Here is a 16,233-nt window from a genome sequence, read left to right as displayed (position 1 = left end):
GCGGCTTGGTCATCCTATTAATAGAGTGATAGTGTGACTTAGCGCGCAAACGAGCGGGCGGGTAAACCGGAGGGAGGAATTCAATGAAATCGTCTTGGTCCAGAATATTGCTAGCGGTCCTGTCAACCAGTGTCGGGACAGGCGCAATAGCCCAGGAAACCATCAAGCTCGGCGTCAATCAGCCCCTGACGGGCGTGGTCGCCGCGTCGGGGAATTTCGTCACCAACGGCGCCAAGATCGCCGCGGAAGAGATCAATGCGAAAGGAGGCGTGCTCGGAAAGAAGCTTCAACTGATCATCGAAGATAATAAGAGCAATCCCACCGAAGCTGCGAACGTCGCCGAGAAGCTGATTACGCGCGACAAGGTGCCTGCAATGATGGGCGCATGGAGCTCGACCTACACACTCGCAGTTATGCCAAAGCTGATGGAATACAAGGTCCCGATGCTGGTCGAAACGTCCAGCGCCGACAAGATCACGACCATGGGCAACCCGTATGTATTCCGCATCAGCCCGACCAACAGCATGGAAGCCAAGAGCTTCACCCGCTTTGTCGAACCGCTGAAGATCAAGAAGGTCGACTTCCTTGTCGTCAACAATGATTGGGGTCTCGGTGCGGCTGCCGAATTCGGGAAAATGCTGAAGGAGAAGGGCATCACCGTCAATCGCACACTGCACATGGACGCAGCGGCGCAAGACATGTCTTCGCAGCTCTCGACCATCAAGAGCACAGACAGCGACACCCTCTTCACGACATCCGGCCCGGAACAGATGACGCTGGTGATGAAGCAGGCGCAGGCGCTCGGCATCAAGCGACAGATCATCACCACCGGCGGTACCGTGCCGGATCAGTTGATTGCCCAGGCCGGCTCGGCAGCGAACAATTCGTTGCATGACGCGATGTTTGCGCCATGGTTCCCGGAAACCTCGGCAGATCCGGCAGCGGCCCGCTCGTTCATCGCAGCGTGGGAAAAAACCGGACTTCCGTTTGCGGGACTGCCTGAGGGCGCGCGCGGCTATGACGGCATTCAGGTGCTGGCCGCAGCCATCAAGAAAGCCGGTGTCGCTGAGCCGGAGAAGATTCGCGCAGCTCTTTGGGAGATCGAGTTTCCCGGCCTGACCGGCCGCATCGTCTTCGAGAAAGTCGGCCCGGCCGGCGCCGAGAGCGGACAGAGCCCGGCGACAACGCACCTCGTCAAGATCGACGATGGAAAGGTCGTGCTGGTCAGCAAGTAACGGGCAAGGATCAGCGGCGGCGCCGATATCGGCGCCGCCGCTATTTTTTTACTCCGAAAAAACTAGGCCTGAACGGTGCGAAGCTTTGCGAGATTGAACGCGGCATCACCGGCCTGCTGCGCAGTTGGTGAAATTTGCCGCCCGATCAGGTCCCGCGCGACCATGTGATCCCTGGCGGCGTTGATCGAATCCACCGCCACAAGACGGCTTTCGCGAAAATGAAAGATCGAAAACGAATGGCCTCCCATGTCGCCGCGCAGAACATGCGTGTCTGCCCCCCGCGACAGCCCCGCAATCTGGAGCTTCATGTCGTACTGGTCCGACCAGAACCACGGCGTTCCAAGACTTGGCTTGTCCGTTCCCAGCAGTGCGCAGGCCGCCGACCGGCCCTGCTCGACTGCGTTCTGAACCGACTCCAGCCGAAGCATGGTGCCATCCAGCAAGCGGCGAACCGTACAGTCTCCCGCAGCGACAACATTAGGAACGGAGGTGCGTCCGCATGGATCCACTACGATTCCGTTTTCGCACACGATTCCAGCAGCCCTCGCCAGTTCGTCGTTGGGCGTCACGCCAATTCCCGCAACCACCAGCCCGGCAACAATGCAACGCCCATCAGAAAGCTGGACCTCGACAGCATGCGCTGTGATTTTTCGGATTTCAGCTATCCGCGCTTCAAAAATCAATGTCGCGCCGCGATCGGCATGCAGCCGGGCATACCACGCGGACAGTTCGGCGGACAAAACTCTTTCCAGCAGACGCGGAGCCGCCTCGAGGACAGTAACTTCGATACCAAGTTTTCGCGCGCTCGCTGCGACCTCCAGCCCGATGAACCCTCCCCCGACAACGACCAGAGGTAGTTTCATTTGCGCGCAATTCTGAAGTCCGCGCGCGATAGCGTCAGCATCGGCGCGTGACCGCAGCGTCCGAACCAGATCGCCGGCTTCTTGCGCCTGCGGAAGCTGACGCGGCGTTGCGCCCGTGGCGAGAACCAGCCCGGTGTAGGCCAATGCTCGCCCATCGCGCAGCAACACGGCTTGCGATCTCACATCGATCGCCGACACGGATGCGCCGGTGCAGAGATCGATCTGCTTCCTCTCCAGCACGGAGGGATCACGCAGCGTGAGCTGTTCAGGGTCCAGTTTGTCCATGAGCCACGCTTTCGAAAGCGGAGGCCGCTGATAAGGCGCGTGCGGCTCGGCACCAAGCAACGTGACCCGGCCCTCAAATCCTTCGCTGCGAAGCGTTTCGGCTGCCTGAAGACCGGCCTGCCCTGCCCCGACAATGACTATGTGGGGATCGGTACCGGTCACGTCTGGCACTCGGGAACGGTGACAACGAGTCCCTCGATCGCGGGTGAGGCCTTGATCTGGCATGACAGGCGACTATTGGGGCGCCGCTCGGCTTTCACTTCGTCCAGAAGTTCAAGTTCGTCCTCGCCGGGCGGCGGGAGTTCCGTCAATCGCTCTTGCTCGACGTAGACATGGCAGGTTGCGCAAACACAGGACCCGCCGCACTCGGCGACAATACCGTCGATGCCGTTTTTCACCGCGGCCTGCATCAGGCTCCAGCCCTCGGGCACATCCAGTTGAGATGCTGTTCCCGACGGCTGAATGACTGTAATCTGAACCATATCTCTCTATCTCATTGTTGTCCTATAGATAGAATGATATAAAGCAATTCGGCCTGTGGCAAGCGGTGATCGGATCGGAGGGATGATGGATTTTCAGGGCGTCGGCGCGTCGTTGCTGCGAAAGGAAGACGACCGCTTCTTGCGCGGCCGCGGCCAGTATGTGGGCGACCTCAAGCTGCCCGGACTCAAGGACGTCGCCTTCGTCCGCTCCCCACTCGCTCACGCGAAGATCCGTGGCGTGCGAATCCCGCCGGAATTTCAGGATCGCGTTTTCACCGCCAGCGATCTTACAGACGTCAAACCGATCGTCGCCGCATCCGGCCTGCCCGGCTTCAAGCATTCGGAGCAGCCTCTTTTGGCGCACGAAAAGGTCCGGCAGGTCGGCGAGCTTGTCGCCATGTGCATAGGCGGTACGCGCGCCGAAGCTGAAGACATCGCCGGCGCAGTTGAACTCGACCTCGACGAACTGCCGGTGGTGAGCGAGATGCTGACCGCGAGACGGCCCGGTGCACCGCTGGTTCACGACCATTGGGGCGATAACGTTTTCCTGGAAACGTATATCGACGTGAATATGGAGGCGGCCTACGACGCCCCGATCAAAGTGACCCGTGAAATCAGGACGGCGCGGCAATGCATGGCGCCGCTGGAAGGGCGCGCCACTGTTGCTTATTGGGACAAGCGCCTCGATCAGCTTGTGCTCTATACCGGGACGCAGCAGCCGCACATTATCAGAACCGGCATCTCCGAATGTCTCGGGCTCGACCAGAGCAAGGTACGGGTCATCTCGCCCGACGTCGGAGGCGGCTTCGGCTACAAGGCGCTCATGCCGCCGGAAGATGTTTGCCTCGCCTGGCTTGCGATGCACTGCGGTCATCCGGTCCGCTGGATCGAAGATCGCCGCGAGCATCTGACTGCGAGCGCAAACTGCCGCGAGCACCATTATGTCATCACCGCATACGCGGATCGCGACGGCACGCTGCGCGGCATCGAGTGCGAGGCCACCGTCGATTCCGGCGCTTACTCATCCTACCCGTTCTCGGCCTGTCTTGAGGCCGCACAGATTGCGAGCATCCTGCCGGGGCCTTACGACTTTCCGTCATATCGCTGCCGGACTTGGTCGGTCGCAACCAACAAGTGTCCAATTCTCCCTTATCGCGGCGTCGCCCGCACGGGCGTCTGCTATGCCATGGAACTGATGGTGGATGCCGTCGCGCGCGAGGCAGGACTCGATCCTCTGGAGGTGCGGCTGAAAAATCTGGTGAAGCCTGAGCAGATGCCGTTCGACAACATCACCAAAAAGCATTTTGACAGCGGCGATTATCCTGAAGCTTTGAAACGCGCCATGGCGAGGATCGATCTCGACGCCATCCGCAAACAGCAGGAAAACACCCACAGACTGATCGGCATCGGTCTTTCGATCTATTGCGAGCAGGGCGCGCACGGCACATCGGTCTATTCCGGCTGGGGAATCCCGATGATCCCGGGACACGAACAGGCGACTGCGCGCGTCACGCCGGATGGAGGTCTCGAGCTTCGTATCGGTGTCCATTCGCACGGGCAGAGCATGGAAACCACATTGCCGCAGATCGCCCACGAGATTCTGGGCATCGAGACTCCGAAGATCAAGCTCGTCCACGGCGATACCGAATACACGCCATACTCGACCGGAACCTGGGGTTCGCGATCAGCGGTAATGGCAGGCGGTGCCGTGTCACGCGCCTCGCAGGAAATCGCCGGCCTCATCAAAGGCATTGGGGCGCATCTGCTGCAAACCGATGTTGCGAATGTACGCCTTGAGGACGGCTGTGTGATCGGGCCATCGGGAAGCGTGACTGTGAAGGAAGTCGCTCACACCTGGTATCGGCGCCCTCAGGATCTGCCTGCCTCGGTCGATCCGCGAGGCCTTGAAACCACGATTGGCTACAAGCCGGTGCGCGACTCCGGCACATTTAGCTACGCCGCACATATCGCCGTCGTTGCAGTGGACCCGGAAATGGGTGACATCGAAATTCTCGACTACGTGATCGTCGAGGACGGCGGCAAGCTGATCAATCCGATGGTCGTCGACGGCCAGATCTACGGCGGCCTCGCACAAGGTATCGGCACGGCTCTCTATGAAGAGATGCCGTTCGATCCATCAGCACAACCGCTGGCATCGACCTTCGCGGATTATCTGCTGCCGGGGCCAACCGAGGTTCCCGCTCCCCAAGTCGAGCACATGGAAACGCTGTCACCCTACACGGAGTTCGGTGTCAAAGGTCTCGGTGAAGGCGGAGCGATTGCTCCTCCCGCCGCCATCGGCAACGCTGTCAACGACGCACTCAAATCGCTGGGGGTAGAATTACTGTGCTGTCCGATGACACCGCGGCGGGTGCTGGAGGCAATCCACCGTGCGAAAGGGACGCGTAGCGTACGCTGCACGTAGCGAAAACCTGCGGTGTCGTCAGAACACCGCAGGCCGGAAGCTGGTGGCGTCAGACTTTCTTCGAGTCGCCTGCGAATTCCGTTTTCGTATCGTGCCCTAATACCAGCACCAAAAACGCAGCAACAGCCGGAAGTACCGCGAGAACAAGTAATCCGGTTATTGTGTTTCCGGTGAGTTCCTTGACCCAGCCGATCAGATAAGGGCCGCCGAAGCCCGCCAGGCTGCCGATCGAATTGATCAGCGCAATGCCGCCGGCGGCTGCAACCCCGGTCAACAAGGCCGTCGGAAGAGTCCAGAACAGCCCGAATGCTGCAAATCCGCCGACGGCCGCCACGATGAGCGCCACCATGGTAAGAGGCAGGTTCCCCGCATAGGCTGATGCGACGAGCGCGGCGGCCGTTATGAACAGCGGAACTGCAATGTGCCACACGCGCTCTTGTGCCCGATCCGAGCGGCGTCCCCACAAATACATGGCGATGGTGCCGAAGGCGAACGGCAGCGCGCTGACAAATCCGGTCTGAACGTTCGTCAACCCGAAGCCCTTTACGATCTGCGGCAACCAGAACTGTATTCCGTAGAGACCAGCCAGGAGTCCGAAGTAGACGAAACTCAATGCCAGCACCTTGGACGACTTCAGCGCCTGCAACAGCGTCATGCGATGAGCCGCTTCCTTGGCGCTGCGCTCGCCGTCAAGCCTGGCCTCGAGCCATTTCTTCTGCTCCGGGTCGAGCCATTTCGCATCCGACGGACGGTCCGTCAGGTAAAAGAAGGCAATGACGCCGAGGATCGCAGCGGGAATTCCCTCGATGATGAAAAGCCATTGCCAACCCTTCAGGCCCAGCATGTTGTTCATCTCGAGCAGGAGACCCGAAACCGGTCCGCCGAAAACTGCGGACAGCGGCGCGCCCAGAATGAAGGCTGACATCACGCGGGCCCGATATTTTGCCGGATACCAGTAGGTGAGATAGAGAACGATCCCCGGGAAAAATCCGGCCTCGGCAACACCGAGCAGAAAGCGAAGGGCGTAGAAGCTGTTCGGCCCGCTGACGAACGCCATCGAAGCCGAAATCAATCCCCACGTCACCATGATGCGCGCAATCCAGCGACGCGCGCCAAAATGATGCAAGGCGATATTGCTCGGCACTTCCAGGATAAAATAGCCGATAAAGAAGATGCCGGCGCCCCAGGCATAGATGAGCGGCGTGAATGCGAGATCCGCGTTCATGGTCAGCGCAGCGAAGCTGACGTTGACCCGGTCCAGCACGCATATGAAATAGGCTAGGATCAGAAATGGCAAGATTCGGACTGAAACGGCGCGCATCGTCGATTTTTCGATATCGCTTTCCGCCATATCCTTCGGTAAGGCATCAACTGCTATCTGACTCATCTGTGTTTCTCCCCATGTGCAAATAATTGGGCGGATTTTTCCGCGTCTTATTGCAGCCGGCGCGGCTCTTGGGGCCCGCCGGCTGTTTGCTGCTTTGAAACTGTTTGTTTTGTCCGTTCGTCTGCTTATTGACGGAACGTCGATCCTTCGGCGTCGAGCTGCCTGATCAATGCGTCGTAGGTGTCCTGACCGAACGCATGCTTCTCATCGAAGCCCTTGGCGACGGCCGTTTGCGACTGCTGCACGGTACGCTTCAGTACCGCTTCCGGCAGATGCCTCAGCTCCTTGCCCATCTGCAAGGTGTGCACCTGCACCTCGCAGGCCCGCTGCAACATATACATCCGGAAGAATGCAGCCGCGGCGGTCTCTCCGCAGGTCAGCAAACCGTGATGGCGCAGGATCATGACGTTCTTGTTGCCTAACGATTTCACCAGCCGTTCGCGCTCGCTGAGATCGACCGAAATCCCTTCGAAGTCGTGATAGGCCACTTCGCCGTAAAGCTGCGCGCCATAAAAACTGTGCGGCGATAGACCGCCGTCCGCACATGCAACCGTCACGCCCTCGGTCGTATGGGTATGCACGATGTAATGAGCATCCTCGCGCGCCATGTGGATCGCGGAGTGGATGGTAAACCCCGGCGCATTGACCTTGGCATCGCTGCCGTCAACGACGTTGCCATCGACATCGATCTTCACCAGATTCGACGCGGTGATTTCATTGTACATCAACCCGAACTGGTTGATGAGAAAGTGACGCTCCGGTCCCGGAACGCGCGCCGTAATATGATTGTAAATAAGCTCGGTCCAGCCGAACTGGTCGCATATCCGGTAAAACGCCGCCAGTTGCTCACGTGCGTGGCGCTCTTCAGACGATATCTGCGACAGCTTTGGTTTGACGTGCCGGTTCATGAATTCCTCCTGGCATTTAAGAATTTGATCCGTGGCCGCCCACGTAGGAGCTGCCGCGATGCTCCTAGTCGAGAAAGTCCGGCTGCTCTTTCAGAATGCGCGCGTAGAGCGACTGGAACTGAAACCATCCGCTGAACGACGAGCCGACGATCTGATAAGCCTGCTGTGCAGACTTTTCCGAAATCATCTTGAGCTTCTGCCCGGAGTGAGCAGCCGCGGCTTCTGCCATCAGTTGCACCTGGCACGACCGGTCCATGGTAATGAACCACCATGCCGCCTCGTCGACGGTCTGGCCCACTGTGAGAAGGCCGTGATTTTGCAGGATGGCCGCCTTGTGCGGACCGAGCGCTTTCGCGATCTGTTGTCCCTCGTCGAGATCGACCGCGACCCCGCCGTAATCGTCGTAAAGCGCGTGATCGTTGTAGAAGGCGCAAACGTCCTGCGAGATTGGATCCAGCTTGCGGCCGAGCGCGGCAAAGGCGCGGCCATAAGTCGAGTGTGAATGCGCCGCGCCGACTGAGTCCGGACGAGCTGCATGGACACGCGAGTGAATAGCAAACGCGGCAGCATTCACCGGCCGATTGCCTTCGACGACCTTTCCGTCGTGCCCGACACGGATCAGATCGGATGCCTTGATCAGGCTGAAGTGCATTCCGAACGGATTGACCCAGAACGTGTCAGTGAATTCGGGATCGCGCGCCGTGATGTGGCCAACGACACCCTCGTCGAAGCCGAATTTCGAGAACAACCGGAAGCTGGCGGCCAGGCGCTGCTTGCGATGCAACCGCTCCTCGCCAACTGTTGCAAATACCGGCGGGCGCGGCAGATCCGTGTACATCTTCTCGGCAGCCGGTGTTGAGTCATGGAATTTCTGCGGGGCGTTCATCTGGTTCTCCTTCACTGTATATGCGCAACTGGAACGGTCGCCGGCCAGCAGGCACTCGCATGCCCCGCCCGCGCGGCAGGAATTAATGTCGGCGGAGATAACCGCGGTCATCTGCAACCGAAATGGAGGCGGTTGAATCGGCCGGGCAATTGCAGCGACATGCTGCATCGCCCTGGCGCTCGAATGCTTTGGCCAATCATCGTCCTCCGTCATGCCCTTTGTGAGCTTGTTGCCGGTTAGCGAGCATGGCTGACATGCTGCGGCAGCCGCGTTGCCCGTCCTGACATTTGGTGCGAGCATGATCAGGCGTCTTCCGGGGCGCAAATGAATTCCCTTGCGGCCATATGAATGAAATTCACATGCAACGATCGCGATCATCGCTTCCACCGTTATCCACGCTACGGTCATTCGAAGCCGCAGTGAGATTGGGCAGCTTCAAGGCTGCTGCGGAAGACTTGAGCCTGACTCAGTCGGCGATCAGCCATCAGATCAGTTCGCTGGAAACGCATTTTTGCGTCAAACTTTTCGTGCGCGACGGAAACAAGGTCGTGCTTACGAAAGATGGCGCGATGTACGGGACGTCAATCCTGAAAGCTTTCGCGGAATTATCACGCGCCGGCGAAGCGCTGCTAAGCAAGGAACGCAGGGAAATCGTGAGGGTTAGCGCCTCGCCCAGCTTCGCGACATTCGCCGCGCTGCCCCATCTTCAGAAATTCAAATCCGCTAACAGGTCTCTCGATCTCCGACTTGAAGCACGAAACACCGATGTGGATTTCAACACTGAAAGCATCGATGCCGCCATTCAGGTCGGTGGACCGCCGTTTCGCGGCTTGCATGCCCACAGGCTGTTTCGGTCAAAACTTGCGCCTTTGGCCCATCCCGATCTCTGCGAGAAATTCGCGCCATTGAAGAGCGCCAGGGATCTCGCGCGAATGCCTCTTATCGAGCTCAATAATATTCCTGGAATGTGGGAGCAATGGTTTGCCAAGGCAGACCCCAGAATCAAATTGAATGAACTCAACCTGTCGAGCGACAGCCTGCTGGCGGCAATCCAGATGGCAGAGTCAGGAGTCGGTGTTGTCCTCGCGCCGTTCCCCTTGGCGGCATCGGTTGTGGCGGCTGGCCGCCTCAAGGCCCTTTTTCGTCCATCACTCCTGATGGACAAGCGCGATTTTCATCTCGTCTATCGGAAAGAGGACGCCACCAGCGCGAAGATCAAGGCAATTCGCAAGTGGCTGAAAGACGTGATTGCTGAACTAGAACAGCGTACCAATACGAACGATCTGTGATTCCCTTTTTGCTTGGCTCACCTTGTATGGATTAAGTGAGCCGCGCCTGTGATTCAAAGTGGCAGCGCTTCGGTAATCATACCCGTGCACGAGCCAAAAACGCATGACATTGTACGCCGCAGTTTTTTCATCGATCATTGGCTTCATTACAAACTCCGGTCATGCAAGACGGCGGGCACTGCTCAGTCATACGCCCCGACCGGACTTCGCCTGCTGAGGAGCACCTTGCGCTGTTGCAGATCCGTAATGCGCGAATCCGGAACATTGTTCTCCCGGAGAATCTCCTCGTTGTGCTCGCCCTGAAACGCCGGGACACCAGGAAGAGGCAGTTCGGATTCGCTGAAGCGCCATGGATTGCCCGGCATGCGGGTGGTATTTCCGGCGCGGTCCTCAACCTCGACAACCGCGCCCCATTCCTTCACCCATTCCGACTCAGCAAACTCGCGGACAGTCCGGACTCTCCCGACCGCAAGGCCGGCCTCGCTGACCTGCGCCTGAAGCAGTTCAAGATCGGAGAATGTGGTCAGCCATGACCGGATTTCCGCCAGAAGCGATGGCAAATTCTGACGCCGCAGTTTCGCCGTGGCGTAACGCGGATCGGCCAGCAGGTCGTTTCGCCGCATCATGGCGCAATATCGGCTGAACATCGGAGAGTAGATCGGACTTCCCGCGATGGTGAGCCTGCGCCCGTCGGACAATTCGAAGATATGAGATTCATTGGCCGACAGCGCGATCGGCTCGCCGTCGGTGTCGATGCCCGAGAGCTGCGCGCCCGCGCGCTCGTTGACGGAGAGCATCGTGGCTGCCATCGACACGTCCACGTGCTGGCCCTCACCGGTTCGACTGCGATGATTCAGTGCGGCGAGAATCGCAATAACACCCTGGAGCCCGGTATAGACGTCCGCGTGGCTGCAGGCGTCTCCTCGCGGCTCGGACAGCGCATTGCCGAAATGCTCCTCGACAATCGCAGTCAGTCCGGTTTCGGCCTGCACCGTGGGAGCGAAAGCGGGCCGATTGCGCCACGACGTGGTCTGGCCGTATCCGCTGAGTGAAGCGTAAACAACCTTCGGATTGAAGGCGCGGACGTCTTCGTATGCCAGACCGAAGCGCTTCAGCGTGCCGGGCCGGAAATTCTCAACGATGACGTCGGCGTTGCGGCACAGATCAATCACGATCTCGCGCGCCTCCGCCCAGTTCAGATCGATGCTCAGATTCCGCTTTCCCGCGTTCTGCTGGACATAGTAGAGGCCCATATCGCCGATATGCGGCAGACTCACGCGGCCGAGATCGCCCGACGGCGGCTCGATCTTCGTGACCTGCGCACCGAGATCGCGAAGCGCTTTCGTGCAATGCGGTCCTGCGAGCACACGGGTGAAATCGATAACGCGCAATCCTTCCAGAGGAGCTGAAGACACGGTCAGTCTCCCTTGAACGCTGCAGAGGCCGGGCCGGTTGCAAAGAACGCGTCGAAGCCCCGCTGCCGATCAGCAGCCTTCCAGATCATGTCATTGATCTCGATCTGCCGCTCGTCGGCAGACGCAACGCCGCCACGCGATGCGAGGTTCGCCTGCATTTTGATGCCTTTGATCACCGCCGTCGGACCCGCCGCCAGTTGACGCGCCCACGTCAGCGACGCGGCGGGCAGTTCCGCCTCGGGCACCACGAGATTGATGATGCCCCAGCGCTCGAAGGCTTCCGGCGTATGCCGCCGCCCGAGCATGGCAATTTCCTTTGCCCGCGCCGCGCCGGCACGCTGCGCCAAACGCTGTGTCCCGCCAAGCAGCGGGAGCAGTCCGACGGTAACTTCAACCTGCCCCAGAAACGCGGTGTCCGCGGCGATGATCATGTCGCAGGTCAGCGCCAGTTCAAGACCACCGCCGAGAACGCCTCCGTGTACCGCAGCAACAGTCGGGACCGGGACATCTTCAATCGCATCGAGAAACTCGGTGAAGCGTTTTTGATCGCTCTGGATCATTGTGGTCGTGCCGAACGATTTAAGCTCTGCCCCGGCGCAGAAGTGGCGCATCGAGCTGCGCAGCAAAATTGCGCGGCAGCCCCCTGCGAGCACCGCCCGGTAAGCTGCGATCAGATCCGCGATCATCTGGTCGTCGATCAAATTGTGCGGCGGCTTGGCGAGCGTCACGACGCCTACTGCGCCGTCCATCTCGTGCGTGACTGTCGTCAATTCTCTCTCCCATTTCACCGGCGCGGCGGGTCCTGAAGCCCGCTTCCTCGTTGCGGCAACTTGTCCGCCGCTCACGCCGCCAGCAACGTCAAGAAGTGCCAATATTCAGGTCCGAAAATGCCAACTGCAGTGCACAATGCGATGACAGAGGGGGTCCAAACGTGCCAATCTGAAAGAAAAGAACACGACGCGGCCGGAGGAACCAATGCTGATATCCAAGATCATCAGTCCGCTGTCGGACGATATCGATGCGCCGACTCAAAGCATGCTTGGGCTTGCCGCTCTTGCGGCCGAGCTCGCCGCCGAAGGTGTTTCCGTGAAGGATCTGTTCGCCCGCACCGGTGCCCTTCCGTCCCAGCTCGAAGACCCGCATGCGCGCATCTCGCGGCGTCAGCGTCTGGCGATCTATCGAAATGCCGTCGCACTCGCGAAACGAACGGATATCGGGCTGCTCGCAGGCGCGCGGCAGCGCATCAGCGATTACGGAATCTATGGCTATGCGATGGTCAGCAGCCCGACATTCGGGGAAGCACTGAAGTTTTCTATCGAGCACATCACGCAAGCCGGATCCACCGTGCTGCAAATCAGTTATCGCGTGGAGAATGGCACAGCGATCCTCCGCAGCCATGGCACCCAGTCACTCGGTCACCTGCTTCCGTTCGTCGCGGAATTCTGGCGGAGTTCGATGACAGCGCTTTTCAGCAGGGTTCTGGAGGCGCCGTTCCCGACAACACGCATGCTGTTTCCCTATCCCGCCCCCGTTCATTGGCGAAACTATGAGCGGATGTTTAATTGCCCGATTGAGTTCGACGCTGGCTCGATGGAATGGCACTTCCCGGTCGAGGTGATGGATCGGTGCTGTCCTAACGCCAACCCGATCACCACACAGGTCTGTCAGCAGTTCTGCAACGCAGTGATGGCCCCAACTCCCGGAGAAACAGAGCTGGTGCGCCGGATAAGAACCGCGTGCTTCAACAGCCCGCGGCGCTTCCCGACCGCTGAAGAGATTGCGGACCAGCTCGGTCTTTCTCTGCGTACGCTGCATCGGCGATTGGCGCAGGAAGGACTGTCGTATCAATCCGTTCTGGACAATATGCGCCGCTCGGTGGCGACCGAATTTCTGGAAAATACCCATCTCATGATCGACGAGGTTGCCGAGCGGGTCGGGTTTTCGGACGCCACGAGCTTCCGCAAGGCTTTCCGTAAGTGGACCGGTCATTCGCCGACACACTATCGTCCGCGTCACCCCGGCTAGCAGTCCCAGCCTGACATACGCAGCAAAACATCGCGTTTAATCGCGATGCAACCGTCCCGCCTTGGCATTTTAGGACGCGGCATTTGGCACGGTTCGACGTTGTCATACCAGGTAGAGCGCACAAGATTGGCGTGGCCGCCTGGGAGACTCCATGTGCAACCTCGATAGCATTTATGCCCTGATCGTTTTGGAAGGCGCTGTTCTCGAAAGGCAACCGCTGCGACTCATGCAGAACGGTTCTCAAAGCGACATTCCAGAGGGGCCCGGCCGCGAATTTAATGATGGCGTGCATCAGGGCGCACTCCCAAATCCGGTTCTTCACGGCGCTTTGTGACCAGGCCCAAGATCTGGCAACCCAAACATGATTACACGGAGGGAATATGAGGCACATTCGATCGTCGATAATTGCTGGCGTCGTCGGCTTGAGCATGAGCGTTATCGCACCGGCGCACGCCCAGAAAAAATACGATCCGGGCGCGTCGGACACGACCATCAAACTCGGAAACATCATGCCCTACAGCGGACCGGCTTCCGCCTATAGCGTCATCGGAAAGACGCAAGCCGCTTACTTCAAGAAGATCAACGATGACGGCGGCATCAATGGCCGGAAGATCGAATTCATCAGCTACGACGATGGCTACAGCCCACCGAAGGCCGTCGAACAAGCGCGCAAACTAATCGAGAGCGACGAAGTGTTGCTGATTTTCAGCCCGATGGGGACGCCGTCGAACTCGGCGATCCAGAAGTACATGAACGCAAAGAAGGTGCCACAACTTTTCCCGGCGTCTTATTCGTCCAAATGGAGCGACCCAAAGACCTACCCATGGACGATGCTGCTCGGCACCAGCTATCAGACTGAAGGAAGCATCTATGCCGCCTACCTCCTTCGCGAAAAGCCGGACGCGAAGATTGCCATTCTTTATCAAAATGACGATTTCGGAAAAGAGTTGTTGAGCGGACTGAAAGCCGGCCTTGGCGCGAAGGCATCGATGATCGTCGAGGAAGCTCCTTATGAAGTGGCCGATCCGACCATCGACTCGCAAATCGTCAAGCTGAGACATTCCGGCGCCGACGTGATGTTTACCTTCGGCACGCCGAAATTTGTCGCGCAGAGCATCAAGAAGATCGCCGAATTGGGCTGGAAGCCCATGCACTTTGTCCCCAACGTCGCCTCGTCCGTGGGAACGGTCATCGTACCCGCAGGCGTTGAGAATGCGCAAGGCGTGCTGTCAGGAACCTTCATCAAGGATGCGTCGGATCCGCAGTGGGACAACGACAAGGGTATGAAGGCCTATACCTCGTTCCTCGCGAAATATATGCCCGACGCCAACAAGGCCGACAGCCTCATGATCCACGGTTATATGGGCGCCCAGTTGATGGTTCAGGTGCTCAAGCAGAGCGGCGATAACCTGACCCGCGAGAACATCATGAAACAGGCTGCAAGCATCAAGAACTTCGAGTCCGACGTCCTGATTCCCGGCATTCTGGCAAACACCGGCGAGAAGGACTTTTCCCCGCTCGAAGACATGCAGATGATGCGGTTCAAAGGCAGCCGTTGGGAGCCTTTCGGTGTCGTCATCAAGGGCCGCAGCGACGGCTAGCCGCAGGTTCATCGCTCTGTGAGTTGCTTCACATACCCCACCCGCGAATGGGCCTAATGAATGCCTCCTTCAAAGGAGGCATTCATGCAAACCCAGATAGGAAAGTTTACCCATTCCGGGTTGAGCAGTCGGCGAAACTGGATTGTGTGTTGGAGATGGTCTCTTGCGGTCCTGGCCGTGGAATTCGCTATTGTCATAGCCCTGATCGGATTCGCCGCAAACTCTCGGTCAGTCGCGCCTGTGAAATCATCTTCTCAGGTTGAACAGGCAAAGCAAAACTCTACGCACAGCCGCAAGGCGTGTCCGCTGGGCAACCTTCAGAAAACGCAAAGCCTCTGACAGACGGACGGCTGATCGATTCGGCACCGCCCGGCCGAGACTTGTCCTGATCGGCAGATCCCGAGCGTGATCAGTCTTGCGATCGCTCCGCCATACTCCTCAACGAATCTACATCGATGACGGTGATCGATCCGCGTTGAAGACGGACCAGTTTCCGGTCAGCCCACTCATGCAGTTGCTTGTTGACGCTCTCCCGCGACAGGCCAAGCATCTCGCCAATTTCCTGCTGCGTGATAGTAATCTTCTTATCCACAGCAGCGCCCGGCCGATCAATCAGACGGACAAGGGCCTTGGCCAGCTTGCCTGACAGATCCGGGAATATGACCTGCTCTACGTGATCGCTGATCCAGCGCAATCGTACACACAGCAGTTCTATCAGTTTTGTTGCCAGCACCGGTTGACTGGCCAATAGAGAGAAGAAATCCCTTCTATCAATGACAAACAGCTCGCAGTCCGAATTTGCAATGGCATCGGCAGTTCTGGCAAGACCATCGAGAACCGCAATCTCGCCGAACATCTCTCCCGCATCGACCATATTGAAAATAGCGCCCCGGCCATCGGCGGACGAGACGCCGATCTTCACCGTGCCGCTGATAATGAAGAACAGGCTTTGGCCCGGATCCCCTTTGGCGAAAATCGTTACACCCCGTTTGAAGGTTCTCTTTTTGGCGTAGTGGCACAACTGATCCAGCGCCTCAGTCCCGAGGTCGCGAAACAGTGGGTGGTTACGCAAGACATTCGTCTTGTCCCCGGCAGATCGGGCTATGGTCGGCTTGTCGTCCTGAAGCATCGCTTTACGGCCCGATCGCGAAATAGCTAAACTTGCTCTTGTTCGGCGATCTGCAGGATACGCCGGGAACAAAACAATACAAACTCCTTGAAGTTTCAATGAAATGCAGCCTGGGAGGGACGCAGCCCTTGGTATATCCGCGGCATCCCCTTGGCTTGCGGTCATTTTTTAGGCGTGTATCCCCACCGCATGGGCTCGTTCATCTTGCTATTGCCCAAGGAACCCTTAAACCTATTTGGGCTAAGGAATTGCGGGGCTGCCATAACCATAGGGTAGCGTAGCTTGGTCGGCGGCATAGATCAT

The 16,233-nt window shown here is 58.6% G+C and carries 14 protein-coding genes; 6 read left to right on the top strand and 8 right to left on the bottom strand.

Annotated features, from left to right (window positions below; genetic code table 11):
- Positions 1–83: 83 nt before the first annotated feature.
- A complete protein-coding gene (locus HMPREF9695_RS03435) occupies positions 84–1,235 on the top strand; it encodes an ABC transporter substrate-binding protein (RefSeq protein WP_006019398.1) in 1,152 nt (383 codons plus the stop codon).
- 62 nt (positions 1,236–1,297) lie between these two features.
- Here HMPREF9695_RS03435 and HMPREF9695_RS03430 read toward each other — a convergent pair whose 3' ends face one another.
- Together HMPREF9695_RS03430 and HMPREF9695_RS03425 are read right to left on the bottom strand one after the other, a co-directional pair.
- Complete coding sequence (locus tag HMPREF9695_RS03430) at positions 1,298–2,545, bottom strand: NAD(P)/FAD-dependent oxidoreductase (RefSeq protein ID WP_006019397.1); 1,248 nt, start codon at positions 2,543–2,545, stop codon at positions 1,298–1,300.
- A complete protein-coding gene (locus tag HMPREF9695_RS03425; protein WP_006019396.1) occupies positions 2,542–2,865 on the bottom strand; it encodes a 2Fe-2S iron-sulfur cluster-binding protein in 324 nt (107 codons plus the stop codon). Before HMPREF9695_RS03425 ends, HMPREF9695_RS03430 begins: the two co-directional genes overlap by 4 nt.
- Before the next feature lie 85 nt (positions 2,866–2,950).
- On the opposite strand from HMPREF9695_RS03425, the gene HMPREF9695_RS03420 reads away from it, so the two are divergent.
- Entirely contained in the window at positions 2,951–5,290 is a 2,340-nt protein-coding gene (locus HMPREF9695_RS03420) for a xanthine dehydrogenase family protein molybdopterin-binding subunit (protein ID WP_006019395.1), read from the top strand.
- Positions 5,291–5,339: 49 nt separating this feature from the next.
- Here the strand turns inward: HMPREF9695_RS03420 and HMPREF9695_RS03415 are convergent, their stop codons facing one another.
- The 3 genes from HMPREF9695_RS03415 to HMPREF9695_RS03405 form a co-directional block, all read right to left on the bottom strand.
- On the bottom strand, positions 5,340–6,677 hold the full coding sequence (locus tag HMPREF9695_RS03415; protein WP_006019394.1) for an MFS transporter: 1,338 nt from the start codon (positions 6,675–6,677) through the stop codon (positions 5,340–5,342).
- Between the two features lie 125 nt (positions 6,678–6,802).
- Positions 6,803–7,585 (bottom strand): class II aldolase/adducin family protein, encoded by a 783-nt coding sequence (locus HMPREF9695_RS03410; protein WP_006019393.1) that lies wholly within the window; start codon positions 7,583–7,585, stop codon positions 6,803–6,805.
- A 64-nt stretch (positions 7,586–7,649) separates the two neighbouring features.
- The gene (locus HMPREF9695_RS03405) at positions 7,650–8,471 is read right to left on the bottom strand and encodes a class II aldolase/adducin family protein (protein WP_006019392.1); all 822 of its coding nucleotides are present in this window, start codon (positions 8,469–8,471) and stop codon (positions 7,650–7,652) included.
- A gap of 344 nt (positions 8,472–8,815) precedes the next feature.
- On the opposite strand from HMPREF9695_RS03405, the gene HMPREF9695_RS03400 reads away from it, so the two are divergent.
- Positions 8,816–9,760 carry a LysR substrate-binding domain-containing protein gene (locus HMPREF9695_RS03400; protein WP_006019391.1) on the top strand — a complete coding sequence of 315 codons (945 nt, stop codon included), beginning with the start codon at positions 8,816–8,818 and terminating at the stop codon, positions 9,758–9,760.
- A 182-nt stretch (positions 9,761–9,942) separates the two neighbouring features.
- On the opposite strand, the gene HMPREF9695_RS03395 is transcribed toward HMPREF9695_RS03400, so the two are convergent.
- Positions 9,943–11,175 (bottom strand): CaiB/BaiF CoA transferase family protein, encoded by a 1,233-nt coding sequence (locus HMPREF9695_RS03395; protein WP_006019389.1) that lies wholly within the window; start codon positions 11,173–11,175, stop codon positions 9,943–9,945.
- 2 nt (positions 11,176–11,177) lie between these two features.
- Positions 11,178–11,945 carry an enoyl-CoA hydratase/isomerase family protein gene (locus HMPREF9695_RS03390; RefSeq protein ID WP_006019388.1) on the bottom strand — a complete coding sequence of 256 codons (768 nt, stop codon included), beginning with the start codon at positions 11,943–11,945 and terminating at the stop codon, positions 11,178–11,180.
- 205 nt (positions 11,946–12,150) lie between these two features.
- Here HMPREF9695_RS03390 and HMPREF9695_RS03385 point away from each other — a divergent pair, with 205 nt between their 5' ends.
- From HMPREF9695_RS03385 to HMPREF9695_RS03375, 3 genes are all read left to right on the top strand, one after another.
- Positions 12,151–13,200, top strand: a complete 1,050-nt coding sequence (locus HMPREF9695_RS03385) for an AraC family transcriptional regulator (protein WP_006019387.1) — start codon at positions 12,151–12,153, stop codon at positions 13,198–13,200.
- A gap of 151 nt (positions 13,201–13,351) precedes the next feature.
- The gene (locus HMPREF9695_RS03380; RefSeq protein ID WP_006019386.1) at positions 13,352–13,534 is read left to right on the top strand and encodes a hypothetical protein; all 183 of its coding nucleotides are present in this window, start codon (positions 13,352–13,354) and stop codon (positions 13,532–13,534) included.
- A 46-nt stretch (positions 13,535–13,580) separates the two neighbouring features.
- On the top strand, positions 13,581–14,801 hold the full coding sequence (locus tag HMPREF9695_RS03375) for an ABC transporter substrate-binding protein (RefSeq protein ID WP_006019385.1): 1,221 nt from the start codon (positions 13,581–13,583) through the stop codon (positions 14,799–14,801).
- A gap of 409 nt (positions 14,802–15,210) precedes the next feature.
- Here the strand turns inward: HMPREF9695_RS03375 and HMPREF9695_RS03370 are convergent, their stop codons facing one another.
- Positions 15,211–15,930, bottom strand: a complete 720-nt coding sequence (locus tag HMPREF9695_RS03370) for a Crp/Fnr family transcriptional regulator (RefSeq protein ID WP_006019383.1) — start codon at positions 15,928–15,930, stop codon at positions 15,211–15,213.
- Positions 15,931–16,233: the final 303 nt, after the last annotated feature.

This window comes from Afipia broomeae ATCC 49717, from assembly GCF_000314675.2.
GTDB lineage: Bacteria > Pseudomonadota > Alphaproteobacteria > Rhizobiales > Xanthobacteraceae > Afipia > Afipia broomeae.
This window is presented reverse-complemented; position numbering and strand designations above follow the sequence as displayed.

Bases quoted from the DNA above. Each gene is read 5' to 3' on its own strand.
- HMPREF9695_RS03435 (WP_006019398.1), top strand. From the start codon at position 84: ATGAAATCGTCTTGGTCCAGAATATTGCTAGCGGTCCTGTCAACCAGT.
- HMPREF9695_RS03425 (WP_006019396.1), bottom strand. From the start codon at position 2,865: ATGGTTCAGATTACAGTCATTCAGCCGTCGGGAACAGCATCTCAACTG.
- HMPREF9695_RS03420 (WP_006019395.1), top strand. From the start codon at position 2,951: ATGGATTTTCAGGGCGTCGGCGCGTCGTTGCTGCGAAAGGAAGACGAC.
- HMPREF9695_RS03415 (WP_006019394.1), bottom strand. From the start codon at position 6,677: ATGAGTCAGATAGCAGTTGATGCCTTACCGAAGGATATGGCGGAAAGC.
- HMPREF9695_RS03410 (WP_006019393.1), bottom strand. From the start codon at position 7,585: ATGAACCGGCACGTCAAACCAAAGCTGTCGCAGATATCGTCTGAAGAG.
- HMPREF9695_RS03405 (WP_006019392.1), bottom strand. From the start codon at position 8,471: ATGAACGCCCCGCAGAAATTCCATGACTCAACACCGGCTGCCGAGAAG.
- HMPREF9695_RS03400 (WP_006019391.1), top strand. From the start codon at position 8,816: ATGAATGAAATTCACATGCAACGATCGCGATCATCGCTTCCACCGTTA.
- HMPREF9695_RS03385 (WP_006019387.1), top strand. From the start codon at position 12,151: ATGCTGATATCCAAGATCATCAGTCCGCTGTCGGACGATATCGATGCG.
- HMPREF9695_RS03380 (WP_006019386.1), top strand. From the start codon at position 13,352: ATGTGCAACCTCGATAGCATTTATGCCCTGATCGTTTTGGAAGGCGCT.
- HMPREF9695_RS03375 (WP_006019385.1), top strand. From the start codon at position 13,581: ATGAGGCACATTCGATCGTCGATAATTGCTGGCGTCGTCGGCTTGAGC.
- HMPREF9695_RS03370 (WP_006019383.1), bottom strand. From the start codon at position 15,930: ATGCTTCAGGACGACAAGCCGACCATAGCCCGATCTGCCGGGGACAAG.